Origin of the sequence: Pseudoalteromonas sp. NCCP-2140, assembly GCF_023708065.1 — a bacterium.
Taxonomy (GTDB): Bacteria; Pseudomonadota; Gammaproteobacteria; order Enterobacterales; family Alteromonadaceae; genus Pseudoalteromonas.
The window spans coordinates 525,839-552,473 of the sequence record NZ_BRCZ01000001.1; the positions used below are offsets into that span (position 1 = coordinate 525,839).

Consider the following 26,635-nt stretch of genomic DNA (forward strand, 5'->3'; position numbering starts at 1 on the left):
CTAACAATCAAAATTATAAATAAAAGGCCATCGCTGTACTGAGCCGTGATGAGCCAAAACTAGCCATTTTGCTAAAGTCGGCTTTGGCTATTGGTACATGCTGACAATCAATCGCCAATTGTTTTTCGTTTTCACAAAACGGGTCATGCACATACAAGCAATGCTCATCAATATGCGTTACACACACCCAATGGGGTGACTTTTTACCATCAAATCGATAAGTGCTGATCAATAACACCACCGCTTTACCCTCAGCAAGCCAATCTTCAATGGTAGCCAAGGTTAACTCTTGATAGCGTACTGGCAGTTTTGCAGCTATCGCTTCGGCTACAAACTGATTGTGTACGGTATGCAAAATGGCTTTTTTCTTTTCACTTCTTACACCATCAATAAACAAGGTATCACGGGTATTTAAAACAACATCGGCTTTAAAACCACGTTTCATTGCTGCAAGTGCTAACCCTAGAGGGTGACAACCGCCATGCCCTGAAGTCATGAAAATAGTCGTGGCTTCACGCCAGATATCCAGCTCTTTGAGTTGGCTCATTGCGGTATCATTCAATGATGACATTGCCATTAATAACGCCGCTGGGCCACAGGTAAATTCGGTAGTTTGCTGGTACCAAGGCGTGTGTTTATCAGCATTAAATTCGATATTACGACGAATGTTTTTTTGCATTCGATGGGCATCACTATGGTCATCATAATAATCACTGTAATGACCAAACACCTGATAACCCAGTTTTTCATATAAGCGAATTGCTGATTGGTTGTTTACCGCAACTTCTAAGCGCATGTATAAACGGCCCCGTTTAGCCGTTTCATTTTCAAGCGCAAGAAGTATCTGTGAAGCAATCCCTTTGCCTTGCTGCGATTGCAAAACCGCCAGTGAATATAACCGGGCAAGGCGCGTCCCTTTGTGACACCACACTAAACCATAACCAACTAGTTGATTATCTACTTCAGCCACCATCAATAAGCCGTGAGTTGCGCTGATCCAGCGTTTTAAACTACGGCTACTTAATCTATCTTGGCTAAAGCTTTGCTCTTCAATGGCTACAAGAGCTGTCAAATCCGCAGCCTGTGCAAAGCGGATTTGACAAACAGATGCGTTCATTAACCGCGGCCTCGTGCTTCTAGGCGTTGTTTAAACTCATCCATAATGATCATATAAAGCTCATCACCTAAATAGGCATCTTCGACTTTATGGTCGATACTTGGGTTGTCATTCACTTCTAACACGTATGCTTTACCTTGATGCTCTTTAACATCAACACCATACAAACCTTTACCCACTGTTTTACAGGCTTTTAATGCTGCATCAAGTACCACTTTAGGTAGCTCAAAGGTTGGCAAGGTCTCAAAGCCACCTGAGAAGAAGCGTTTTGCATCATGGTTATAAATTTGCCAGTGATTACGGGCCATCAAATAACGACACGCATAAATTGCACGGCCATTTAACACCCCGACACGCCAGTCGTATTCGGTGTACATGTACTCTTGTGCAAGCACAAGTGCACTGAACTCAAACAGCTCAGTTAACTTAGCAACTAACTCATCACGATTAGCGACTTTAAATACGCCTTTTGAGAAAGAGCCTTCTGGCATTTTTAATACCAGTGGGTAGCTGAAGTTTGCTTCTAAACTTTCAATTGTCTCTTCACTTGTATCAGCCACAACGTGAGTTTTTAAACTCGGCACTTTTTGATAATTAAAGGCATCGTGCAAATACACTTTATTACAACAGCGCAGTATCGATTCTGCATCATCTATGACCACTAACCCTAAGCTTTGTGCTTTACTCGCTAAACGATAGGTTGGATGGTCGATGGCTGTGGTTTGACGAATAAATAACGCATCAAATTGTGCAATATTGGTAATTTCATCAAATGTCAGTGCTTGAGCATAAATACCGTGCTTAGCGGCTGCTTTTATAAATTTAGCAATGGCATCTTTATCACTTGGCGGCACCTTTTCTTGGTGATCAACCAATATAGCCATATCCCAACGGTAACGACGTTTTTTATCGTGAATGCGCCATACAGACTCAGTAAAGCTACTGAGTTGTTTTACAAACTCCGTAAAGCCTGTGTCATCTAATGATGCAATTGTGCCTTGTTTTACAACACCTTGCTCATCACACACCAAAATAGGCGCAGGATATTGCGAGAATAATGCTTTGGTTGCTTTACTTTGCTGTTCTTGATCTGTGTGGCCAAAAAATACAGTGTTACCAGCAAGCGCTTTATGACGCGTGCTGTATTCATCGCTACGTAGCGCATTAATTGTTTTTACACTTGGTAATACCTGATGCTTTCTTGCTTCAGCAAGCAAAGAACAATAATAACCTTTACTTAAATACTGCCCTGTATCACACAAGTTTAAAATGCGTGTTTTTGGCTCATTATGTTTTGGGTAATCACGTAAGTAGGTGTCAAAGGTAATGACATTTTCGAAATTTTGAGCAATACGTAGCTCATTGTTATCAACCACAATCAAGGTTTTAAACACGACTTTTCCTAAATTAAGCCATAGATAAAATGAAAAACACCCAGCCAATTAAGTGAACGCATGAGGCTAAACTTCACTTAACTAGATGGGTGCTTGAAATACCAATAAGCATTAATTGGGAATTAAGCGTATTGGTATAAGCCTTAAGCTTGATGTGATTTATAGAGGTTTTTTTGCTTTGTGACCAACGAGATATTTTTTACTTGAAGATGAAATTTACTGATTAAAAATACCAATAATTAAATTAACTGTTCTATGGCGTACAACTGTTTTTTGCCAGCAATAGAGAGTTCAACTTCATCATCAAGGCACTTTCCAATCAATTGCTTACCTAACGGCGCTTCTCGGGTTACAACATAAATCGGTTGCTCTTTTACGGTGACCACTAAGCCACCAGCACTTGGGCCCATAAAAAACCATTTGGCGTTATCTTTCTCATCGGTAAGACACACTAATGCACCTTCACGAACCTTATTAAATTCGCTTTCTTTAAACACTGTATTGAATGCTTGTATGTCACGGTAGCATTCATTAACTCGCTCAGCTTGCCCTTGCGCTAGATAAGCAGCCTCTAAACCCAAGGTATCGTATTGAGTTTCAGCGACACTTTCTTCGTGAGTTGCAGCGTCATGAGCCGCTTTTGCCGCTGCTTTGGCGTTTTGCAGTTGTGCCTCTAGCGCAAAGCGTAAATGTTCAATTACGTGTGTTTTATTCATATCAAAGCAGTTAAAACAGAAAAGCCGCTATTCTATGGAAAAATAGCGGCTGATGAAAGTAAGTTATAAAACTGACTTACGGCAACTCCATATAGGCTTTGGTTTTATCATCCAGTGTTTGGGTGTAATTTTCTGAACTTAACCCCAATAACTGCGGCAAGGTAGCGGCGATACAAATCGATGAGAAGGTTCCCACCACAATGCCTGCAAATAACGCAATGGCAAAGCCCGTTAATGCAGCACCAGCAAGCAACCAAATACAGGCAATGGTCGCAAGTGTTGTGCCTGAGGTGATCAACGTACGTGTTAAGGTAGAACCAATTGCATCGTTAATCACAACATGGGTGTTAATGCGTTGATTGTCTGGCTGAATACATAAAAGCTCTCTGACTCTGTCGCCAACAATAATTGAGTCATTTAATGAATAGCCAATAATAGCCAGTAAACTCGCCAGCACGGTTAAATTAAACTCAAGCCCAAGTAAGGAAAACAAGCCCAGCACTAAAGTTAAATCATGTAACAGTGCAACCACTGAACCTACCGCGAGTCGCCATTCAAAGCGCACTGCAAGATAAACCATAATTGCAATCAGCGCCGCAAATAAAGCTAAACAGCCCTGTTCAAAAAGCTCATCACCCACTTGTGAGCCTAAGAATGAGCTAGATAATACGCTATAGTCTACACCTTGCTCATTCAGCTCTGCTTGCCAAGTACTGGCTTTGCTAGCCTCTGGCGCTTCTCTTAAAACAAAGTGATATTCACCTGCCTTAGTGATGGTTAATTTGCTTGCAACCTCGGGGCTTAACTTTGCCTTTAAATCAGCAATTGTCGTGACTGACGTTGTGTTGATTTCAGTGATGTAGCCACCTGTAAAATCAAGGCCAAAGTTTAGTCCTTTTACAGATAAAACACCTAGGCTCGCGATGACTAAAACACAGCTTAGAACTAGCCCTAAAACGCGTGCTTTACTCGCTGTAGTTAATGTTGACCAGCTCATGCTTTAGCCCCCGTCAAATTAGTTAGTTTAATGTAGAGTGTTTGGCTAAGCGCTTTTGAAATATAAACGCCAGTAAAGACACTGGTTAATAGCCCAAGCGCTAACGTGATTGCAAAGCCTTTCACCGGCCCATAACCAATGGCGTATAAAATAATTGCCGTGATCATCGTAGTCACATTGGCATCAAAAATGGTCGTAAATGCTTGGTTATAGCCTTGTTCAATCGCTTGATATGTAGGTCGACCTTTACGCTTCTCTTCTTTTATTCGCTCAAAGATAATCACATTGGTATCAACTGCCATCCCTATCGTCAGAACAAGCCCTGCAATACCCGGTAAGGTCAGCACAACCCCCGGCAATAACGACATTAAACCAACTAAAGCCGTTAGATTAAGCAATAAAGCAATATTGGCAATCAGCCCTAAGCGACGATACCAAAGCGCCATAAACGCAAGGGTAATACCGATACCCAGCATTAACGCAGCTAAACCGTGCTCAATGTTTTCACTGCCTAAGCTTGGACCTATGGTTTGCTCTTGAACAATGGTCACTGGCGCTGTGAGCGACCCTGCACGTAGTAAAAGCGCTAAATCGTAGGCTGCTTGAGAGCTTTTCATATTAGTAATGCTAAAACGAGAACTTAAATGCTGGGCAATGTTTGCCACATTGATCACTTCGCTTTTTTTAACAACGTCGCCATTTGCATCACGTGAGTATTCCGAATAAACCGTGGCCATTGGCTTACCTATGTTGTGCTTCGAAAAAGTAGACATCGCATCGCCACCTTGCGAATCTAAACTGAGCTGAACTAAAGGCTTGCCCCATTCATCTTTGCCAACACTGGCATTATTAATGTGATCACCTGAAAAAATAGCCATCGGATTTAAATTAACAACGCCACCGCCTTGTACATTAAACGCTTTACCACCTACTTCGACGACCTGATAAAAATCGAGGGTCGCAGTTGCACCAATAATACGTTTCGCTTCTGATGGGTCCTGCACACCAGGTAACTCAATGCGAATGCGCTGCTTACCTTGTCTTTGCGTTACCGCTTCTGTGATACCAAGCTCTTCAATGCGACCACGCAGGGTTGTTAGGCTTTGCGCCATAACTTGTTTATTGAATTCGTTTTGGCTTTGCTCGTTAAAATGTAGTAATACCGTGGTTAGGTTATTCGTTGTTGATTTAGTTTCCATCAGGCCTTTGAATTGACCTTGTAACGTTGAGACGAGCCCTGCAAGTTGCTCCTCGCCACTTGGTAAAATTTGTAGTTCAACCCCTTCTTTTACTTCACTTGCACGGATCCCACGAATTTTGTCTTTACGAAGCGTCAATTTAGTTTGTTGATACACACTGTTTAAGTGCTCTTGCATTGCTTTATCTAGGTCAACATCAAGCACAAATAACACCCCACCATTTAGGTCGAGTCCCAACTTAATCGGTGATAGACCCAGCTGCTGAAGCCATTGAGGGCTTGTCGCATGCTCAACAATTTTAGCCTCTAGCTGAGGGTATTGCGTTTTTATAAAACTCAGCGCATTAGCACTTTGAGTCGGCTCAGCTAATAAAATAGCCAGTTTTGCTTGGCTATCATTGGCTTCAGTCACTTCAAAACCATGTTGATTTAGTGACGTTGTCACACTTTGCAGCGTCACAGTTTGATCTGGCAAGCTAATGTGCAACCAAGATTTGTTAGGGTAAAGGTTAGGTAGTGCGCTAACCGCTAATAAAATACACGCCGCTATCATAGCGACATAACTCGTTTTTAGACGACGCCATAGCGCCGGCTTTGATTTATGTGACATAAATGACTTCCTTCCGGCATTGTCAGCCGGTAAATATTTAATTCAAAAATAAAAAGTAACGAAGGAAGTCGTTTAGCTATGGTAGGTGGTATTGGCTTTGTACAAGAGGTTGGCATCTTTCCAGCCACTAATGCGGGATATACGTTGAGTGGCTAATGCAAACCATGGGATCACACGCACAGCACCTGGCGGCGCTAAAAAGTGCTCTTTTCCCCAATCTTCAGCAAAGAATTCAATTAATAGCTCGTAATCAGGATCAACCTGACTATGATAAAGAAATAATGATGAATTACTGGCAGTTAAACGCGGCACTAGGCTATCAAACCCCGATGGTTCTACCGGTTTAGGATGTTCAACTGTATGAGTTTGAGAAATAACTGGGGTTTTAGTCAGCTCGACTTGGAACAATTTAGTCGCAGCAAAGTGTGAGTGAGTGTCAGGCATGGCCATGCTCTGTGCACTAAAGAACACAGTAAATAGCAAGATAATGACTGAGAAAAACCGTAACAAGAACTGACCAATAAATTAAGTAGATACCGTGGGTATAATGGGGGTAAAAAAATAAAACACAAGGTATTACTTAAATAAAAGTGACTAAAACAAAAGCGGGCCTAATTAGGCCCGCTTAGTAATTTAACTTTGTTAAACTTCTAATGATGACATATCGATAACAAAGCGTGAGGCCATATCACCTTGCTTTAACTTATCAAAAGCGTCATTAATTTGGTCCATTTTGATCATTTCAACTTCAGGTAAAATATTATGTAACGCGCAGAAATCTAAGATTTCTTGAGTTTGCGCTATACCACCAATCAATGAGCCTGCAACACGGCGACGCCCCATTAATAATGGCACTGAGTTAGTCTCTTCAAGCTCACCTACTTGACCAACCAATACTTGCGTACCATCAATATCTAAAAGCGGAATATACGGCGTAAAGTCGTGTTTTACCGGAATAGTGTTAATGATCACATCAAATTGATTTGCATGCGCTTGCATGGCATCTTCATCGCTCGATACCAATAAATCTTTTGCGCCATAAGATAAAACCTGCTGTTTTTTCTTATCACTACGGCTAATCGCCGTAACATGTGCACCCATTGCAGCTGCGATTTTAATTGCCATGTGCCCTAAACCACCTAAACCAATCACACCAACACGGCTACCAGGGCCCACATTCCACGTACGTAGTGGCGAATACGTTGTGATACCCGCACATAAAATTGGTGCACATTTAGCAAGGTCTAAGCCTTCAGGCACACTTAGTACAAACTCTTCACGCACCACAATGTGTTTTGAATAGCCACCTTGAGTGAGTTCACCACTAATGCGGTCTTGTCCTGAGTAAGTTCCTACCATACCTTCGCGACAAAACTGCTCTTCACCGTTATGACACTGATCACAGCTTAAACAGCTATCAACCATACAACCCACAGCAACATTATCGCCCACTTTATATTTAGTAACGCCGCTGCCTACTTCAAGGACGCGACCAACGATTTCGTGGCCTGGTACCACTGGGTACTGAGTCCAGCCCCAGTCGTTTTCTGCTGTGTGTAAGTCTGAATGGCACACGCCACAATATAGAATTTCAATTGATACATCTTCATCACGAAGTGCACGGCGTTCAAAATGATACGGCTCTAATGGTTTTTCAGAATCATGTGCTGCATAACCGACGGTTTTCATGCTTACTCCTTAGTTTTCTTCGTGTTTTACTCATGCATTTAACTAATTTGCTAATGCGCTTGTGTATAATGCATTCAGTATAGAGGTAAATTAACAAATTACACTTGCCTAAAACACGAAAGCTTTTGCCTATTTTTATCAAATTGATTTTTAAGAGACCCCCATGCGTGGAATGAGCCGCAAAGAACAGGTGACGAGATCGCCTGATGCAATGAACCTATCACAAAGCATAAAAACACTCTGGCCCTATTTAATGACCTTTAAAGGCCGGGTTATTTTAGCCGTCTTAGCGCTTATTGCTGCAAAAGGCGCCACATTGCTGATGCCTTGGGCACTAAAAGAAATAATTGACGCGGTTGATGCGAGTATCAACCCGCTATTAAGCGTTCCTATTGCCTTGCTGATCGCTTATGGTTTGCTGCGCTTTGCCAGTGTATTTTTTGGTGAAGTACGCGATGCGTTATTTGGCCGTGTTACTGAGCACGCAATGCGCCATATTGGCTTAAAAGTATTTAAACACTTGCATAGTTTAGAACTTGCCTTTCATCTTGACAGGCAAACAGGCGGTATCAGTCGCGATATAGAGCGTGGCACAAGTGGCCTCAGCTTTTTAATGCGCTTTTTGATGTTTAATATCGTACCTACCCTATTTGAAATAATCACAGTAGCCATTATTTTTGCAACCTTGTTTTCACCTTGGTTTGCACTGGTCACATTAATTGCGGTTGCTAGTTACATTGCTTTTACTGTGATTGTAACTCAGTGGCGTAACCGATTTATTCGTGAAGCAAATGCTGCCGATAACAACTCAAACACCCGTGCAATCGACAGCTTACTAAATTACGAAACCGTTAAGTACTTCAACAATGAACACTATGAAGCGAGCACCTACGACGGCTTTTTAGCTAAATGGGAGCAAGCAAGGCTTAAAAATCGTTTATCATTACTTGCGCTTAATTCAGGACAAGCACTTATTATAGCCACGGCTATAACAGCGCTAATGTGGCTTGGTGCCAGCTCAGTGGTCAATAAAGAGCTGACAATAGGTGAGCTTGTGATGATCAATGCTTATATGATCCAGTTATTTTTACCACTTAACTTTTTAGGTTTTGTTTATCGTGAGATACGCCGTGCGCTGACTGACCTTGAAAATATGCTGGGGCTGTTAAATCGAAAAGCCGCCATTAGCGATGACAAAGATGCAAAACCATTAAATGCAACCAAAGCTGCTATTCGATTTGAAAATGTGTCGTTTAGTTACGACAAACAAAGGCCTATTTTAAATAACTTAAGCTTTGAGGTTACTTCTGGCAGCAAAGTGGCGATTGTGGGTGCCAGTGGCGCAGGTAAAAGTACTCTAAGCCGCCTGCTCTACCGTTTTTATGATGTTGATGCAGGTAAAATTTATATCGATGAGCAAGCAATCAACACAGTGACACTTGAAAGTTTGCGCCAAGCAATTGCCATCGTACCGCAGGATACCGTGCTATTTAGTACCAGCATTCGCGAAAACATCGCTTACGGAAATCCAACGGCAAGCGAAGATGAAATTGATCAAGCCATAAGCCTTGCCCATTTAGATGGATTTATTGCCAGCCTAGATAAAGGCGACAAAACCCTTGTTGGTGAACGCGGTTTAAAAGTATCAGGCGGTGAAAAACAACGCATTGCAATTGCCAGAGCCATTTTAAAGGGTTCACCCATTTTATTATTTGATGAGGCAACATCGGCGCTAGATTCGCATTCAGAACAAGCCATTCTCAGCGCGATGCGTGAAGTTGCACAAAGACATACCAGCTTAGTCATTGCGCATCGTTTATCAACAATTACTGACGCAGACAAAATTATTGTTATGAAACAAGGACAGGTTGTTGAGCAAGGTCAGCACCATCAACTGCTTGCAGCGAATAGTGAATACGCACGAATGTGGCAGTTACAGCAAAGCGAAGAATAAACACTGTTAACTAGTAGTTTAAATGATTAGAATAACCGCTTTATTTTTATCTATAACAAAAAGGCAACACGCAGATGGGCAGAGCTTATCAAAACAAAAAAGACTCAATGGCAAAAACTGCGGGTGCAAAAACCAAAGTTTATTCAAAGTACGGAAAAGAAATTTATATCTGCGCTAAGAATGGTGGTGTTGATCCCGATGGCAACTTAGCGCTTCGTCGCTTAATTGAGCGAGCTAAAAAAGACCAAGTACCTACGCATGTAATCGAGCGTGCAATCGATAAAGCCAAAGGCGGTGGCGGCGAAGATTACGTAGCAACTCGCTACGAAGGTTACGGCCCGGGCAACTGTATGATCATTGTTGACTGTTTAACCGACAACAACAAACGTACCTTTGCTGACGTACGTGTTTGTTTTACAAAAGCGAATGCAAAAATTGGTGCGCAAAACTCAGTATCACACTTATTTGATCACCTCGCTATTTTTGTATTTGATGGTGATGATGACGAGGCTGTTTTAGAAGCACTAATGATGGCTGATGTTGATGTAACAGATGTAGAAGTTGAAGACGGTAAAGTGACTGTATTCGCTCCACATACTGAGTACAACAATACCCGTACAGCACTTGAAGAAATGGGAATTACTGATTTCCACGAAGATCTAATTGCTTTTGTGCCGCAAGTAGAAGCCCCCATTGAAGGTGAAGACGTTGAAGTCATGGAACGCTTTTTAGCCATGCTAGAAGACTGTGACGACGTACAAAACGTTTACCACAACGCACAGTTTTAATTAAAAAGGCCAACCCAGTTGGCCTTTTACCTTTTAGCCCAAAGGAATCAACATTGAATACCCTCGAAGAGTTAAAAGCCGGTTCTCTATTAGGTTGTACACGGCTTCAGCTTGTTGCAGAACTAACCGAATTCCCAAAAGAAATTTATACCCTAGCCGATACGTTAGAAATCCTCGATTTATCTAATAATCAGCTAAGTGATTTACCTGACGATTTTTACAAATTAAAAAATCTCAAACGGCTGTTTTTATCATTTAATCAGTTTAAACATATTCCAGACGTGCTAAGACAATGCCCAAACCTAATCATGGTGGCATTTAAAGGTAATCAAATTACTGAATTTAAAGCGCACTGTTTACCAACGAAGATTGAATGGTTGATCTTAACGGATAATCAAATTCCTGTTTTACCTGATACATTTGGTGAGTACAGCAAACTTAAAAAGCTCGCACTGGCAGGTAATCAGTTAACTCATTTGCCAGCTTCAATGGCTGATTGTAAAGAGCTTGAGCTAATACGTTTAAGTGCCAATAAGCTTACAAAAGTTGAATATTGGCTTTTAGCTTTACCGAAACTTGCTTGGCTTGCCTTCTCTGGTAACGATTTAAATCGCTCAACTAGCTTACACTGTGAGCAGTTTAGCAAAATCGCACTGGATGAAATCGAAGTTAAAAAGCAGATTGGCCAAGGTGCGTCTGGGGTTATTCATTTGGCCAACTGGCATCAACGTCCTGTTGCCCTTAAGTTATTTAAAGGCGAGATCACCAGTGATGGCTATCCACTTGATGAGCTAAATTGCTGTTTAAAAGCAAGTGAGCATCCAAATCTCATAAAAGCATTAGGCTATGTTGATGAAGAGACACAACTTGGTTTAGTGATGGAGCTTATCAGTAAAGAGTTCACAAATCTTGGTTTGCCGCCCTCCCTTGCAACTTGTACCCGAGACACATTCGAAGACAACTGCCAGTTCGCGCCAGAAATGGTGCTAAAAATCGTCAAGCAAATGGCAAGTACCCTCGCCCATTTGCATCAAAAACAAGTAAGCCATGGTGACATTTATGCCCATAACAGCATGATCAATTCACATGGCGAGTTATTATTTGGTGACTTTGGTGCTGCAACTGACTTATCAATGCTGACGCCTAATCAACAGCTGCTATTAGAAGGCATTGAAGTACGTGCCCTTGGTTATTTTATCGATGATTTACTGACTGTAGTCACTGAACAAAACGACATTACCGAGATGCTTGCTGACATAGCTCAAGAGTGCTTAGCATTCAACTCAGACAAACGCCCTCGCTTTTCTGAGCTAGTTTCGCGATTATGAGTGTAGTTAATTATAAATAAAGCCTCAGTGAGGCTTTATTTTTGCTTTTTAAACGGGAACACCTGCTGCTTTAACATACCTTCTGGCATGTAATCGCCAACCACACCATATTTATCGGGCCACTCTGCTTGACCTTTCACAGCAGTGCCAAAAAGATGATCTAAAAAAGAAAAATGCGCAGCATAGTTACGGTCAATGGCCGCTTTATCAGATGAATGATGCCAATGATGAAACTGAGGTGTAACCAGCAAATACTTTAGCCAACCAAACTTCACCCGGACATTAGCGTGGTTAAATACTGCCTGAAAGCCAACAATAATGACATAGAGGCTAATAACATCAGATGGAAAGCCGAGTACAAAAATTGGCGTGAGCACTAAGCTGCGCGTCACGAGTATTTCTAAAATATGCTGACGAGAGCCTGCAAGCCAATCCATTTCTTTTGCACTGTGATGCACGGCATGAAAACGCCAAAGCAATGGCACTTCGTGATAAGCCCTATGCACAAAATATTGCATTAAATCGGCTACTAAAATGATTAGAAATAGCTGCAGTAAAAATGGCAGTTGAATAATAAAGCCTTGTACTGTATCAGACACAGCCCAGCCAAATGCATGATGCACGAACTGATTGGTTGCCAGCAACACAAAACCAATAATTAAATGATTAACAAAGAAATGGTTTAAATCACCCTGCCACTCAGAGCGGAGAATTTTTTGTTCTTTACGGTGCGGCAGTAGCTTCTCAATTAGAATAAAAATCAGTGTGGAGCCAAGTAAGTCAAGAATGAACCAATCAAGCCCTAGATACGGCGTATTATCTCTAAAATCGCCCACTTCAACATTCGGCCCGCCAAATGCAATAGCAAGTAAGATCAACAGCCAAGCGGTTGCACCGAGCCGTTTATTAGTATTACGAACAAAGTTCAACAACCCTAAACTGCCTGAAATAATCAATGCCACAAACATCAGTTGGCGTAAAAACTCTACACTGTAGTTTTGCCTGAGCTCTGGGGTCGTTAAGTACTCTGGAAAATGAAAGGCTAACACCCCTAAACAAGATAAAACCGCTAAGAAGCAAGCAATATAACCGCTAATATTGCCTTCACCCACTTGAAACTGCTCAGCCCTAAATAGCCGATGATAAAGACGTGTCATGATATAAAAATCCATTTATCAATTTTTTGCAGCATAACACAGAAGAATTTAGGAACAAATATTGTAAAGTAAGACATTATAAAGCAGCGTGAATGTTTGCTAGCAAGTATCGATAGAATCAAATGTAAGTAGCCAACTAAAATATAAAAGAACCCTCATTGACCTTAAATTAGGAATAAACTAACCTGCACAAGAAAATTATTTTTAAAGGAATAAAAATGTCTACTTTCTCAATAAATAACTTACCATAAGATTTACCAAACAATTCTGCTGATTAACTTAGAGTTTTAGCAGCAATTATTCAAGTACCATACTCGATAGTAATTAATTACAAAAAATGAACTTTAGTCGATTTTGTTCAAAACCTTTGAAGATATTTACAATCAAGACCATCTCTATTATAAGGATATAAAATGTTACAATTTAAAGATTTATGGGAAAACTTTCCTGAAAAAGAACTGATCAGAGCAAGATGTCAAAATAAGCAAACTAATAGCTCTTCCCCATTTGGAAACTATTGCGCTATTAACTTAAGTGACGCATTAATTAAATCTGGCGTATCAACTGCAGGAGCTAAAGTTAAGAAATGCTGGGGGCACGCTGGCATGAAACATATTCTTTTAGCAGAAGAAATGGCCAGTTGGCTTAAAACTTCAAACTTTAGTTGGTTAGGTGATCTACAAAAAATTAATCCAAAAACTTTCCAAGATGACCTAGATGGTAAAACTGGAATTATATTTTTTAAAGATTATTGGCAACGAGGCAATGAGTCTGTTACTAACCGTAGTGGAGACCACATCGATCTTTGGAATGAAGATCAAATTACTAGTGGTGGTATGCTGACAAGATCAATATATGAATTCTTTGGTGTAGTATCAGATCTTAACAACAGCAAAGATATTTGGTTTTGGGAGATTAAATAACTATGTCAAAGGCTAAGTCATATCTTTTGAATATAAGTCTTATTTTAGTTAGCGCATTCGCGAACTTCATGTTGTTTTTAGAAGCTTATAAGAAACTCTCTATTCCATTTATGAATGAAGAACAAAGAGTGGAGAATGCCCCTTTGCTTTTTATTTATGTACGTCCTTCATTTATATTTATTTCTTTTATAGTAATTTTTCTACATAAAAAATTACTCAAAACACAGAAATGCAGGGAATAAAAATACAGAAGACTAAATTTAGATAATACTTATCCAAAACATGATGGGTGTTATCTTATTATTAATCTTATATATGAAGAAAAATGCCTACTTTGATTCTTAAATAGCGATCTAGCAATGAAATACATGAGTAGATTAGCAGCTGGGGTATTTTTGATTGAGGTGATTGCCATTTTAGGATGGCTACACTCTTCCACTGACATGCTGCAAAATATTACTTTCTTCTCAACAGGAGTAATAATTATTATTTACTTAAACTATTTGTCCTACTTGCTAAAAAAGCAACGAGCGTCGGATAATGATAAAAATAATTAACTTAACAATCTATTTTATAATTTTTTTAGCCATAACATATCAGTGGCTCTCATCACCTTTGGATACTAGGCAATCTATGTTTTATTCCATTGTTACCGTCTTTCCCCTTCTAGCATTTAATATTATTTTTAAAATTTACAGAAAAATCAAATAGCTTAGTATTTACATCAATCCATATAAAGGAAGTAACTAAGCACTAAAACCAAAAAAGCCACGATAAACGTGGCTTTGTTGGATAAAGCTTAAACTTTTACTGTTCTATTATAAGAACTGACCTAGCGCTTTAACTTGGTCTAACATACGGTTTGAGAAACCCCACTCGTTATCGTACCAAGCCATCACTTTAACAAGCTTACCATCTACTTTAGTTTGGGTAGAATCGAAGATTGAAGACGCAGGATTGTGGTTAAAGTCGATAGAAACAAGCGGTAGTTCGTTGTATTCAAGAATACCTTGCATTGCACCTTCTGATGCTGCTTTAACTACTTCATTGATTTCTGCTGCAGTTGTTTCACGCTTAGCAACGAACGTTAAGTCTACTAAAGAAACGTTGATTGTTGGTACACGTACTGCCATGCCGTCAAGTTTACCAGCAAGCTCAGGAAGCACTAAACCAACTGCTTTAGCTGCGCCTGTTTTCGTTGGGATCATTGACTGAGTTGCACTACGTGCACGGTATAAGTCTGGGTGATAAACGTCAGATAAGTTTTGATCGTTTGTGTAAGCATGAATTGTTGTCATGCTACCTTGCTCGATACCTACTGTGTCGTTGATTGCTTTTGCAATTGGCGCTAAACAGTTTGTTGTACACGATGCATTTGAAATGATGTTACTGTCAGCGTTTAATACTTCGCTGTTAACACCATGAACAACTGTTGCATCCATGTCCGTGCCTGGTGCAGAAACGATTACTTTTTTAGCACCCGCTTCAATGTGTTTAGCCGCTGCGTCACGTGAAGTGAATAAACCAGTACATTCTAAAACGATATCTACGTTTAGAGCTTTCCAAGGAAGGTTTGCTGGATCACGCTCTTGTGTAAGGGTAATTTCGTCATTACCAATTAGCATGGTGTTTTCAGCAAGTGTTACTTTTTGAGAAAATTGACCATGTACTGAGTCAAATTGAGTTAAATGCGCGTTAACATTTGCTGGTGCTAAATCGTTGATTGCAACGATTTTGATTTCGTTGTTTTGAGCTGACTCATAAAGGGCACGTAATACGTTACGACCGATACGTCCATAGCCATTAATTGCAACATTAATCATTCTAATATCTCCCGTTAATTATTTTACTTCACTTGCTTGGCGAGCAAGCGCTTCAATGGCTTGCCAGTCTTTGTTTTCAATAAGTTGTTTATCTAACATCCAAGTACCACCTACACAAATTACGTTTTTAAGTGCCAGGTAGTTAGGTGCTGTTTCAAGGCTAATGCCGCCTGTAGGGCAAAAAGTTACTTGTGGTAAAGGGCCACCAATTGATTTCAGCATTGCTGTGCCACCTGCTGCTTCTGCAGGGAAAAACTTTAAGAACTTAAAGCCATGGCTTGCTAATTTCATTACTTCACTTGGTGTTGCTGCACCTGGTAAAAATGGAATATCTGTGTCTTTAGCCAGTGCTAATAATTCGTCGTTTACACCTGGGCTCACCATGAAGTCAGCACCGGCTTCAACAGATGCATTAAATGTTGCTTTATCAACCACTGTGCCTGTGCCAACGTATGCTTCTGGTACGGCTTCTTTCATTAGCTTTACAGCTTCTGCCGCAATCGGCGTACGTAAAGTAATTTCTAGTGCTTTTAAGCCACCGTTATAAAGCGCACGTGCAAGGGGTGCTGCATCTTCAAGTTTTTCGATAACAACAACCGGTACCACAGGTGCCGATGATAAAATTTTCTCAATGCTCATTGTTTGTTCCTCATAGCCCAGTAACGGCGTATTATTATTCTAAACCAAAGGCACTTGCGCCTAGGTCTGCACTACTTACTATATTTCTGAAACCTGCGAATAACTCTCGGCCTGTACCATATGTTTGGCTTGGTTGGCTAAGTTGTAGTTCACGTTTTGCTAATTCTTCATCGCTTACGTGTACTTTCAATACACCCGCTGGTGCATCAAGCGTCACTAAATCACCTTCGTGAATTTTTGCGATTACACCACCTTCAACCGCTTCTGGTGCTAAGTGGATTGCAGCAGGAACTTTACCTGATGCACCCGACATACGGCCGTCAGTCACAATCGCCACTTTGTAACCTTGGTCTTGTAGTGTTGCCATTACTGGCGTTAATTTGTGAAGCTCAGGCATGCCTTTCGCTTTTGGACCTTGCTCTTTAATTACAGCAATAAAGTCTGTGTTTAATTCACCACGGCTATACGCTTCTTGTAACTCACCTTGTGAGCTAAATACTTTAGCTGGCGCAGAAACAACTTGATGTGACTCAGCCACTGCAGATACTTTAATAACGGCTTTACCAAGGTTACCTGTAAGAAGCTGTAAACCACCCTGCTTGCTAAACGGGTTATCAATAGGACGTAACACTTCTTCATCGTGTGATTTTTCTGGACACGCTACCCATTTAACTTTGCTTGGGCCAGTGCTGTTAGTCATGATCACTGATGAATCTTTATCTAGCATTGGCTCTGTGGTGTATGCCTCTAGGCCATCACCCACAATCGTTTTCACGTCGTTATGTAAGTAACCTTTGCTAAGTAGTTGCTTCATTAAGAAGCCCATACCGCCGGCAGCTTGGAAGTGGTTCACATCTGCTGAGCCATTCGGGTAGATACGTGTAAGAAGTGGCACAACTTCAGATAGGTCAGCCATGTCTTTCCACGTAAGGATTACACCCGCTGCTTTCGCGATAGCTACTAGGTGGATTGCGTGGTTCGTTGAGCCTCCTGTTGATAACAAGCCAACTAAACCATTAATAATTGTTTTTTCACTTACTACGTCTGCAAGGCAGTTAGCATCTTTTGTTTCGATTAACTGCTTTAACATGGTTTCTACAGCGTGACCTGTTAAACCATCACGTAGCTCTGTGTAAGGGTTAATGAAAGAGCTACCTGGTAAATGTAGACCCATGATTTCCATTAACATTTGATTCGAGTTTGCGGTACCGTAGAAAGTACAAGTACCTGCACTGTGATATGATGCGCTTTCTGCTTCTAAAAGCTCTTCGCGACTTACTAAGCCTTGTGCAAATTTTTGACGAACACGGGCTTTTTCTTTATTCGGGATACCCGACTGCATTGGACCGGCTGGTAAGAAATACGTTGGTAAATGACCAAATGATAAGGCACCAATTAAAAGTCCAGGGACAATCTTGTCACATACACCTAAACAAAAAACACCGTCGAACACGTCATGCGATAAAGAAACCGCAGTAGACATTGCAATCACGTCACGCGAGAACAATGAAAGCTCCATGCCATCACGGCCTTGTGTAACACCGTCACACATAGCAGGTACACCACCAGCAACCTGCGCTGTAGCATCAAACTTAGTGGCAAGGCTTTTGATAATTTCTGGATAGTCTTTGTAAGGTACATGCGCAGAAAGCATGTCGTTATAAGCGTTGATGATAGCTAGATTTGGTTGCTCGTCTGATTTTAAACGAGCTTTGTCATCGCTGCTACAAGCAGCCATAACGTGTGCAATATTACCACAGCCTAAACCAGCACGAACTCTTGTTTGTTTTTTTGCGTGCGCGATTCGCTCTAAATAAGCTTGGCGGGTCTCTTTACTGCGTTCGATAACGCGTTCGGTGACTTCTTGGATACGAGGATGCAACATATAAATTCGACTCATCTCTATAGTTAGAGGATAAAGGCTCAGTAACAATTACAGACTCCACGAAAATAATTGTACTGAGCAACTTTGATTTACCCGTTCAAAGGTACGCTGACAGGCTGTCTCTCACAACCAACCTGACACCGGTGTCACTGTATTAACTCATGACTGTGACACCGGTGTCAACCTTATCTGTTAAATTTAGTTTAATTTTTTTAAATGACCAAATAATGAACAATTTAATTTTAGTAGAATATGAGTAGAATTCATGTGAAGTACCACTATCAAAGGCCTATAGATAAGACAAGCTTTGAGGTTTGTTTTAATTAAAAACAGAAACTTATAGCGTTTTTATGAAATTTTTAAGTCATAAATAAAAAAGCCCGAGAACGCGTCACTCATTCTCGGGCTACTGTGAAAAAACAAGATGAAATTTATTTAATTGCTGCTGTCGACTCTCGAGTAATGAGTTTTGCTTCAAGGGTTACTTGATAAGGCGACTCTTGTGGATCACCAATATGAGTGATCAATTGCTTAACTGCTTGCTGCGTCATTTCTTCAACCGGTTGCGCAATGGTCGTTAACCCCGGCCAGATATGGCGTGCAATTGGTGCGTTATCAAACCCAGCAATAGAAATATCATCTGGCACTCTTAACTGCATTTGCGTAGCAAGCTTTAATACCGCCGCTGCCATGTAATCATTTGAAGCAAATACTGCTGTTGGGCGAGGGTTTAAATCTAAAATTGTACGGGCACTATCAACACCAGAGTGATAACTGAAGTTACCTTCTTCAACTAAGCGTTCATCAAACTCGATACCATTTGACGCAAGCGCTCTTCGATAACCTTTAAAACGCTGCTCAGTCGCACTGTGATCAGGGTGACCTTTGATGAAGGCAATTTCTTTATGACCCAGCTTAATAAGATGCTCTGTTATTTCAAAAGCCCCCTGCTCGTCGTTACTTCTCACCGAAATAGAGTCGTCTTCAAGTACCGCAGATGCGACGCGAGCATACGGGATCTTTTTCGATTTTAAAAAGCTTACAAGTTCAGGAAAATCAGAAAATGGTGGGGTCAGTACAATGCCGTCTAGACGAGAAGTTTGAATTAATTGCTCAATGTTACTAATTAATTCTTCGCCGCGTAATTCACATGGGTGGATCAATAAATTGTAGTTAAGCTCATGACACGCCGCTAAAGCACCAGTTTGCACACGGGTAATATAGCTTTTACTCGGATTGTCGTACAAGCAACCAATAATAAAACTACGGTTTTGTGCCAAACCACGAGCGATTGGGTTTGGTGTGTAATCAAGCTCTTTAAATACTTTAAGTACTTTTTCGCGCGTTGCATCACTCACGTTAGGCTCATTGTTGAGCACGCGAGACACTGTTTTTTTCGATACACCGGCATAGCTGGCGACACTGTTGATGGTTACTTTCTTCATCCGCTCTACATCCAACTGCTAATTACGCGTTACTTTTAACATGTATACACGCAGCAGCACCAATGAATGGAATGTTGTCTTGTGTTACAAGCGTAACGGGGATCTGTGAAGTATATTGCGACATAATGCCTTTGTCTGCAAAACGCTCAACAAATCGACTAGATAATAGACGTTGTTGCATACGAGGTAAAATACCACCGCCAATAAATACGCCACCTAATGCGCCAAATGTCAGGGCTAAGTCCCCAGCTACGCTGCCAATCCAATCACAAAATTGATTAAGTGTTGCATCACAGACTTCACACTGACCTGTGGTTGCAAGCTCGCTAATTTGTGCAGCATCTAGATTCTTTGCTTCAACACCTTTCACCGCTGCCATAGCACGGTATAAATGCGCGATACCAGGGCCCGAGAATACTGTTTCAACAGATACATGATTTAACTGCTTTTTAAGCTCAGTGATTAACAAGCGGTCTAGCTCAGTCACTGCCGCAAGGGTAATGTGTCCTGCTTCGCAGCTAAGTACAGCGCTGCCTTGTGATGTGCGGACTAAACACGCTGCACCAAAACCAGTACCTGGCCCCATAACTGCGATATTCGCATTTTCATCAGCCTGGCCTGCTTTAACAGCCATATTTTGCGAATCATCTAAATAAGGTGCCGCATAGGCAAATGCTGCAAAGTCGTTGATTACTTCAAGTTGCTCAAATGAAAACTCTGCTTTTAAATCTGCAACGTTAAAGTGCCAGCCAAGGTTTGTTAAGTGAACTTGGCCTGCTTTAATCGGGCCAGCTACTGCTAAACATGCGCGGCTTGGCTTAGGAAACGAAATCTGGCTGAAGTACTGGTTAATCGCACTTTCTAAAGAGCCAAAATCTGCACTTGGAAAAGTTAAATTGTGCTCGATAACAAACTGGTTAGTTTGTGCATTAAAATCAGTGATTAAAGCGAAACGAGCGTTAGTGCCGCCGATATCGGCAACAAGAATAGGAGCGAATTCTGTAGTTGTCTGTGTGTTCATGATGTTTTCTCTATTTGTCTAAGCTAGTTGCCGCTTATTTTTCTAGTTTTCAATGGCAAAGCCACTGTGTCTGCTAAACTTTGGGTCATTGCCTCAAAGAAGCTATCTTTTGTATTAAAAAAATGCTGCCCAAATGAATGGGCAGCCAAATACGTTTTGACAACAAAATGATAAAACAGTGACATTATGACACCGGTGTCAGATTAGGATCAATAAAAATTTTCATTATTTGTGCATGCATACGTATTTATTGATAAAACCTGCGTATTAAGTATCGAAAAAGCATTTATATACGCATAAAAAATGCCTAGCTGTGTACAGAACAGCCACACACACGCCACTTGTCACAAATAGCTTGAAAAAAATATTAAATAGCCGAAAATGGCAATTACTACTTCTGTTATTTGGTAACCATATGAAAGGTAAGGCGACATCTTTTGACATTGCACATTATGCGGGTGTGTCGCAGTCAACCGTGTCTCGCGCGCTGCGAAATAGCCCTTTGGTCAACGAAGAAACGCGTCGACGTGTTCATGAGGTAGCAAAACAACTCAACTATAAAGTTGATAAAAATGCCAGTAATTTAAGAACTCAACAAAGTAGTACCCTCGCCCTGTTATTATTTGAAGATCCCACTTCGGATGAATCACAAATAAACCCTTTCTTTTTGGCTATGCTGGGCAGTATTACTAGAGCCTGTGCAAAGGAAGGCTACGACTTACTGGTATCGTTTCAGTCGAGCAGCTCTGATTGGCAAGCCGATTACGAAGACAGCCACCGTGCAGATGGCTTAATACTGCTTGGTTATGGTGATTACCTCGATTACCAACCTAAATTTAAAACCTTAATTGACCAACATACTAAGTTTGTCTGTTGGGGTGCCAGCGTAGACAACCGCCCAGACTTAACGGTCAGCTGCGATAACTACGGCGGTGGTAAATTAGCAGCTGAGCATTTACTTGCAACCGGTAGAACCGATTGTGCATTTATTGGTGATGCTTCTGATCATAGCCCTGAATTTTTTGCTCGCTACCAAGGTTTTAAAGATGCATTCTTAGCCAAAGGCGTGGCTTTAAACGAACGTAAAATGGCAAATGCGATTTCAACAGAGGAATCTGGCTATCACGCGACTCGTTCCCTCATAGCAAATAACATTCGCTTTAACTCATTGTTTGCCGCCAGTGACCTTATTGCTATTGGTGCTATTCGCGCCTTGAAAGAAGCAAAAATCAAGGTCCCTGATGATGTACACGTTGTTGGCTTTGATAACATTGCTGTTGCTAGCTTTGTAAACCCCCCACTTACCACTGTTCAGCAAGACACCACCCTCGCCGGGCAAATGTTGGTCGATAACCTGCTCAAGCTTATTCGTGGTGAAGGTGTAGAGAATACCCTTTTACCACCGCGTTTAATTATTCGCGGTTCGAGTGTTTAATTTTGTGGCGATAACAGCCTTGTTATCGCCTACTCCCTACCCAATCAAAAACTTATTGCATTAAAATTAGTTTTTTTTCGATTTACCCAAGACTATTACTTCGAAAAAGCAGATAATTACACCTATTATGTTGAAAACGCTTATCTGGCAAACAAAGCTTTAGATAACAACGCGCACAAAGGTGGAATTTTTTAATGGAAATTAAAGTTAATTTTCTCGACAACCTCAGACTTGAAGCCAAGTTTGATGATTTCTCTGTCATTGCAGACCAACCTATTCGCTATAAGGGTGATGGTACTGCACCAAGTCCATTCGATTACTTTTTAGCATCTTCTGCATTGTGTGCGGCTTACTTTATTAAAGTGTATTGTAATTCACGCGATATCCCGACTGACGGTATTCGTGTTGCGCAAAACAATATCGTTGATCCAGAAGACCGCTATAACCAAATTTTTCAAATTCAGGTTGAGTTACCAGAAAGCCTTTCCGAGAAAGACCGCACGGGTATTTTACGTTCTGTTGAGCGTTGTACAGTAAAACGTGTTATTCAAACTGGCCCAGAATTTAAAATCGATACTGTTGAAAGCATCGAAGCAGACGCGCAAGCAATGTTGATGGCAAAACCAGATGATGACAGTAATACCTTTATTTTAGGAAAAGACTTACCGCTTGAAGAAACCATCGCAAATATGACGGCCATCCTTGAAGAGTTAGGGATGAAAATCGAAATCTCTTCTTGGCGTAATATTGTGCCAAATGTATGGTCACTTCATATTCGTGATGCAGCCTCACCAATGTGTTTTACCAATGGTAAAGGTGCAACTAAAGAAAGCGCGCTATGCTCAGCTTTGGGCGAATTTATTGAGCGCTTAAACTGTAACTTCTTCTATAACGATCAGTTCTTAGGCGAAGACATTGCCAATAGCGAGTTTGTTCATTACCCAAATGAAAAGTGGTTTGCTCTGACTGATGATGACTCTCTACCAGAGGGCATATTAGATGATTATACCCTTGAAATTTATAATCCAGATGGTGAGCTATGTGGCTCACACTTAATCGATACTAACTCTGGTAATAAAGAACGTGGTATTTGCTCTATTCCTTATGTTCGCCACTCTGACGGTAAAACAGTTTACTTCCCTTCAAACCTAATTGAAAACTTATTCTTAAGTAATGGTATGAGTGCTGGTAACAACTTTGCCGAAGCAAAAGTACAGTGCTTATCTGAAATTTTTGAGCGTGCAGTTAAGCGCCAAATCATTGAGCAAGAAATTGTTTTACCAGACGTACCTCAAGAGGTTTTAAACAAGTACCCAGGTATTGTTGCGGGTATTAATGGTCTTGAAGAGCAAGGCTTCCCTGTTGTAGTAAAAGATGCCTCGCTAGGTGGTCAGTTCCCAGTGATGTGCGTAACACTCATGAACCCTAAAACAGGCGGTGTATTTGCTTCTTTTGGTGCGCACCCAAGCTTTGAAGTTGCTTTAGAGCGCAGCTTAACTGAGTTATTACAAGGCAGAAGCTTCGAAGGCTTAAACGATGTACCTAAGCCAACGTTCAATAGTATGGCAGTTTCTGAACCGGAAAACTTTGTAGAGCACTTTATTGATTCAACTGGCGTGATCTCATGGCGCTTCTTCAGCGCTAAACACGATTATGAGTTTGTTGAGTGGGATTTCTCAGGTAGCAATGAAGAAGAAACAGCGAGCTTATTCGGTATTTTAGAAAGCTTAGGTAAAGAAGCTTACATTGCTGAGTTCTCAGATCTTGGTACTGCATGCCGCATTTTAGTGCCTGATTACTCAGAAGTGTATCCTGTGGAAGACTTGATTTGGGACAATACCAATAAAGCACTTAACTTCCGTGAAGATATCTTGAACCTGCATCGTTTATCAGAAGATCAACTTGCTGATTTAGTTGAGCGCTTAGAAGAAAGTGAACTAGATAACTACATAGATATCATCACCTTAATCGGTATTGAGTTTGATGAAAACACAGTATGGGGTCAGTTAACGATTCTTGAGCTGAAGCTACTTATATACTTAGCACTTGGTGATTTAGAAGCAGCAATGGAGCTTGTTGAAGCATTCTTACAGTATAACGACAATACCATTGTTGAACGTGGGCTATTCTACCAAGCAATGCATGCAACGTTGGAAGTCGCACTCAGCGATGACCTAGAGATTGAAGATTACATTCATAGCTTCACCCGTATGTTTGGTCAAAAAACGATGGATGCAGTCGTTGGCTCAATCAACGGCGATGTAATGTTCTATGGTTTAACAGAAACCAGCATGAAACTTGAGGGCTTAGACAGGCACCTTCGTTTAATCGAAAGTTACAAAAAGCTACACGCTGCTCGCGCTAAAAAAGCAGGGCTATAACGAAGAGATATCAAAGCCGCACGTTTTCGTAACCTGCGGCTTTTCAACTTTACTTAACCCGTTACTTAACGAAAACGAACACCTGTAATATCGTATTCAGCAATAAAGCGGCCACCATAAGAATCTACAAACATAAACTCCATCTCTATTTTTTCTCGCCGGCCTTTGTGCTCAAGCAATTCAACAATAAAGTATTTATTAGAATTAAGGTCATAAGAGCGACCTTGTGTTTCTCGGGTAATATTGAACTTTGTAGGGTTACCTATGCTATCAAAATACTCAAACAGCACGTTTAGACCACGCGCATAAATCCCCAAGTCTCGCTGTGAGGAATTAGGTCTTTGCTGTGCCAGCAACCATGTTTTATCTTTTTGATTTATAGCATTAATAAAGTCACTCATTAATTGTTGGTGTTCAACAAGTGGCGGCATCTTTATTTCTTTTAGTGATTCTGCGAGTTTATCGCCCGCTCCCCCGGTTCTTGCTATGTAATTCTCAAAACCGGCGTCTATCGACATATAATTTAAATAGTCAGCAAGGCCATTATTATAAACCTGTTCAAATGTGCCATATTCTTCCGAAAGGATACTTTCAAGGCGGTTATATAAAGAAAAAGCATGCGCTGAGTCTAATTTTTTTAGTTGAGAAGTGTCTATCAATTGACCAAAAAGTAGTGCATTTAAGTCAATTACATTCGTTTTATCATCAAACGTAATGATTTCCTTGGCCCATTCTTTATCTGCTGAGGCAATTTGCAAATAGTAACGTTGAAAAGGCGCACCATGCTCATCATTGATGGTTATTTTCTTTGTCGAAAAGTCATAAATTTTGGCATTTTTCGTAGGGCCAGTCCTAACACTTACCTTTAAGCCTTTTGACAGTTCGGTAAATTTATCTGACTTTTCGATCACAACTTCTTGAGCAGCAAAAATAGTCGTCGGAAGTAGCAACAAAAAGCTGGCAATGCATTTACTCACATTTTTCATATAAATCCCTTTTAAGTTAAAATCAGAATAAACCCAATAAAGGTACAAACAATACCTTAAATGTATATTAAATTGGTAAATAATTGAAGCCTAATGTAAATGTTAGGGTTTATATCGGTAATGCCCTGTAATTTGTAAGTGAATAACCTATCTTCCATTTTAGGACCCCAGCCAATGTTATGAACAACCAGAGGCCTTAATTTATCTTTCGATAGTTCATCTGTAAGCTACAAAATGCTACATGATTTTAGCAGTGGCAGTTTCAGCTTAACTGAGCAAAAATCTCTTTATTTCATTGTTTTAAAATAAGAAATAGTCAGCAAGCTGATATGGAAAATTAATTACACTGCTTTGGCTCCAGCAACCATATTGTATTTATGAGTAGCCATTGCTAAATTACTCACCTCTTACCACATTATTTTTTTATAAATGGACTTATTACGTTTTTTAATCGCCTTATTTGTTCTATTGAGTCTCACACTTAGCCATCCAATTTCCGCTAAAGTGCTAATTGGTATATCAAGTGAAAATGGCGAGTCATTAAAGTACTCACGCAAACAATTTTACGGTGAATTAAAATCAGCCTATAGCTGCGTTATCAATCAACTTGATAGCAACTACGACGTAATCACTGTACCGCAAGCACGGCTTATTAAAATGCTGCAAAACAATGAAGTTGATATTGCCATGCCACTTTTATTGTTACCACAGAGAGATCTATTTGCGACTCGCTCAGCGACAATTTATCAAGTTGGATATGAGCTGATAAGCCACAGTACTAACCCAGATTTGAGTATCGAGAATTTACGCAGACAGGCAAACTTGAATGGTATCGTCTATAAACGCGGTACTGGGGCACGTACCTTAATGCTTAAGTATTTAGGCATTGATAAAAATGAAATTCTAAGTCATGAACAGCAAGTCAGTACATGGCAACAAGCCGTTGATTTTGTAGGTAAGAACAGAGCTAGTATAACAGCTCTTCCTGCTGTGATTGCAAAAGATATCGAGCCTCACCACTTTAATGGCATTACACGCATTAAAATGCCAGACCACCAATTAGGTCTTTACATGTCATCACGTTTTGCCAAAAGCACTGAAGCGACTGTGATCAATGATGCATCAAAAACCTGTAAAGAAGTTAGATAA

Annotated in this window: 22 protein-coding genes; 8 read left to right on the forward strand and 14 right to left on the reverse strand. The window is 40.6% G+C overall.

What is annotated here, in order from left to right; genetic code table 11:
* Window positions 1-13: 13 nt before the first annotated feature.
* The 7 genes from NFU46_RS02540 to NFU46_RS02570 all read right to left on the reverse strand — a co-directional run bounded on the left by NFU46_RS02540 (window position 14) and on the right by NFU46_RS02570 (window position 7,721).
* Window positions 14-1,117 carry a GNAT family N-acetyltransferase/peptidase C39 family protein gene (locus NFU46_RS02540; protein WP_175082244.1) on the reverse strand — a complete coding sequence of 368 codons (1,104 nt, stop codon included), beginning with the start codon at window positions 1,115-1,117 and terminating at the stop codon, window positions 14-16.
* Entirely contained in the window at window positions 1,117-2,511 is a 1,395-nt protein-coding gene (locus tag NFU46_RS02545; protein WP_251599373.1) for a RimK family protein, read from the reverse strand. Before NFU46_RS02545 ends, NFU46_RS02540 begins: the two co-directional genes overlap by 1 nt.
* 239 nt (window positions 2,512-2,750) lie before the next feature.
* The gene (locus NFU46_RS02550; RefSeq protein ID WP_251599376.1) at window positions 2,751-3,227 is read right to left on the reverse strand and encodes a transcription elongation factor GreAB; all 477 of its coding nucleotides are present in this window, start codon (window positions 3,225-3,227) and stop codon (window positions 2,751-2,753) included.
* Window positions 3,228-3,303: 76 nt separating this feature from the next.
* The gene (gene secF, locus NFU46_RS02555; protein ID WP_251599379.1) at window positions 3,304-4,224 is read right to left on the reverse strand and encodes a protein translocase subunit SecF; all 921 of its coding nucleotides are present in this window, start codon (window positions 4,222-4,224) and stop codon (window positions 3,304-3,306) included.
* Window positions 4,221-6,032 (reverse strand): protein translocase subunit SecD, encoded by a 1,812-nt coding sequence (gene secD, locus NFU46_RS02560; protein ID WP_251599399.1) that lies wholly within the window; start codon window positions 6,030-6,032, stop codon window positions 4,221-4,223. Before secD ends, secF begins: the two co-directional genes overlap by 4 nt.
* A gap of 72 nt (window positions 6,033-6,104) precedes the next feature.
* Window positions 6,105-6,476, reverse strand: a complete 372-nt coding sequence (locus tag NFU46_RS02565; RefSeq protein WP_251599402.1) for a hypothetical protein — start codon at window positions 6,474-6,476, stop codon at window positions 6,105-6,107.
* Window positions 6,477-6,674: 198 nt separating this feature from the next.
* Window positions 6,675-7,721 carry an NAD(P)-dependent alcohol dehydrogenase gene (locus NFU46_RS02570; RefSeq protein WP_058585149.1) on the reverse strand — a complete coding sequence of 349 codons (1,047 nt, stop codon included), beginning with the start codon at window positions 7,719-7,721 and terminating at the stop codon, window positions 6,675-6,677.
* A 211-nt stretch (window positions 7,722-7,932) separates the two neighbouring features.
* On the opposite strand from NFU46_RS02570, the gene NFU46_RS02575 reads away from it, so the two are divergent.
* From NFU46_RS02575 to NFU46_RS02585, 3 genes are all read left to right on the forward strand, one after another.
* Window positions 7,933-9,675 carry an ABCB family ABC transporter ATP-binding protein/permease gene (locus tag NFU46_RS02575; protein WP_405030590.1) on the forward strand — a complete coding sequence of 581 codons (1,743 nt, stop codon included), beginning with the start codon at window positions 7,933-7,935 and terminating at the stop codon, window positions 9,673-9,675.
* A gap of 74 nt (window positions 9,676-9,749) precedes the next feature.
* Entirely contained in the window at window positions 9,750-10,463 is a 714-nt protein-coding gene (locus tag NFU46_RS02580) for a YebC/PmpR family DNA-binding transcriptional regulator (RefSeq protein WP_054561631.1), read from the forward strand.
* A gap of 53 nt (window positions 10,464-10,516) precedes the next feature.
* Window positions 10,517-11,791 (forward strand): protein kinase, encoded by a 1,275-nt coding sequence (locus NFU46_RS02585; protein ID WP_251599405.1) that lies wholly within the window; start codon window positions 10,517-10,519, stop codon window positions 11,789-11,791.
* A 35-nt stretch (window positions 11,792-11,826) separates the two neighbouring features.
* Here the strand turns inward: NFU46_RS02585 and NFU46_RS02590 are convergent, their stop codons facing one another.
* The gene (locus NFU46_RS02590) at window positions 11,827-12,948 is read right to left on the reverse strand and encodes a sterol desaturase family protein (protein WP_251599408.1); all 1,122 of its coding nucleotides are present in this window, start codon (window positions 12,946-12,948) and stop codon (window positions 11,827-11,829) included.
* A gap of 413 nt (window positions 12,949-13,361) precedes the next feature.
* Between NFU46_RS02590 and NFU46_RS02595 the strand changes: the two genes are divergently transcribed.
* Together NFU46_RS02595 and NFU46_RS02600 are read left to right on the forward strand one after the other, a co-directional pair.
* A complete protein-coding gene (locus NFU46_RS02595) occupies window positions 13,362-13,871 on the forward strand; it encodes a type VI secretion system amidase effector protein Tae4 (protein ID WP_251599411.1) in 510 nt (169 codons plus the stop codon).
* 368 nt (window positions 13,872-14,239) lie between these two features.
* The gene (locus NFU46_RS02600) at window positions 14,240-14,428 is read left to right on the forward strand and encodes a hypothetical protein (RefSeq protein ID WP_135924920.1); all 189 of its coding nucleotides are present in this window, start codon (window positions 14,240-14,242) and stop codon (window positions 14,426-14,428) included.
* Window positions 14,429-14,689: 261 nt separating this feature from the next.
* On the opposite strand, the gene gap is transcribed toward NFU46_RS02600, so the two are convergent.
* The 5 genes from gap to glk all read right to left on the reverse strand — a co-directional run bounded on the left by gap (window position 14,690) and on the right by glk (window position 20,684).
* Window positions 14,690-15,694: a type I glyceraldehyde-3-phosphate dehydrogenase gene (gap, locus tag NFU46_RS02605; RefSeq protein WP_054551438.1), complete on the reverse strand. Its 1,005-nt coding sequence runs from the start codon at window positions 15,692-15,694 to the stop codon at window positions 14,690-14,692.
* Between the two features lie 18 nt (window positions 15,695-15,712).
* Window positions 15,713-16,333: a bifunctional 4-hydroxy-2-oxoglutarate aldolase/2-dehydro-3-deoxy-phosphogluconate aldolase gene (locus NFU46_RS02610; protein WP_054551439.1), complete on the reverse strand. Its 621-nt coding sequence runs from the start codon at window positions 16,331-16,333 to the stop codon at window positions 15,713-15,715.
* A 34-nt stretch (window positions 16,334-16,367) separates the two neighbouring features.
* On the reverse strand, window positions 16,368-18,218 hold the full coding sequence (gene edd, locus NFU46_RS02615; protein WP_062564509.1) for a phosphogluconate dehydratase: 1,851 nt from the start codon (window positions 18,216-18,218) through the stop codon (window positions 16,368-16,370).
* A gap of 431 nt (window positions 18,219-18,649) precedes the next feature.
* Complete coding sequence (locus NFU46_RS02620) at window positions 18,650-19,663, reverse strand: LacI family DNA-binding transcriptional regulator (protein ID WP_054561637.1); 1,014 nt, start codon at window positions 19,661-19,663, stop codon at window positions 18,650-18,652.
* Window positions 19,664-19,685: 22 nt separating this feature from the next.
* Window positions 19,686-20,684, reverse strand: a complete 999-nt coding sequence (gene glk, locus NFU46_RS02625; RefSeq protein ID WP_251599414.1) for a glucokinase — start codon at window positions 20,682-20,684, stop codon at window positions 19,686-19,688.
* A 415-nt stretch (window positions 20,685-21,099) separates the two neighbouring features.
* Between glk and NFU46_RS02630 the strand changes: the two genes are divergently transcribed.
* A complete protein-coding gene (locus NFU46_RS02630) occupies window positions 21,100-22,119 on the forward strand; it encodes a LacI family DNA-binding transcriptional regulator (RefSeq protein ID WP_251599417.1) in 1,020 nt (339 codons plus the stop codon).
* A 194-nt stretch (window positions 22,120-22,313) separates the two neighbouring features.
* Window positions 22,314-24,500 (forward strand): OsmC domain/YcaO domain-containing protein, encoded by a 2,187-nt coding sequence (locus NFU46_RS02635; RefSeq protein WP_251599420.1) that lies wholly within the window; start codon window positions 22,314-22,316, stop codon window positions 24,498-24,500.
* A gap of 65 nt (window positions 24,501-24,565) precedes the next feature.
* On the opposite strand, the gene NFU46_RS02640 is transcribed toward NFU46_RS02635, so the two are convergent.
* Entirely contained in the window at window positions 24,566-25,486 is a 921-nt protein-coding gene (locus NFU46_RS02640) for a hypothetical protein (RefSeq protein ID WP_251599423.1), read from the reverse strand.
* A 429-nt stretch (window positions 25,487-25,915) separates the two neighbouring features.
* On the opposite strand from NFU46_RS02640, the gene NFU46_RS02645 reads away from it, so the two are divergent.
* Complete coding sequence (locus NFU46_RS02645) at window positions 25,916-26,635, forward strand: hypothetical protein (protein WP_251599426.1); 720 nt, start codon at window positions 25,916-25,918, stop codon at window positions 26,633-26,635.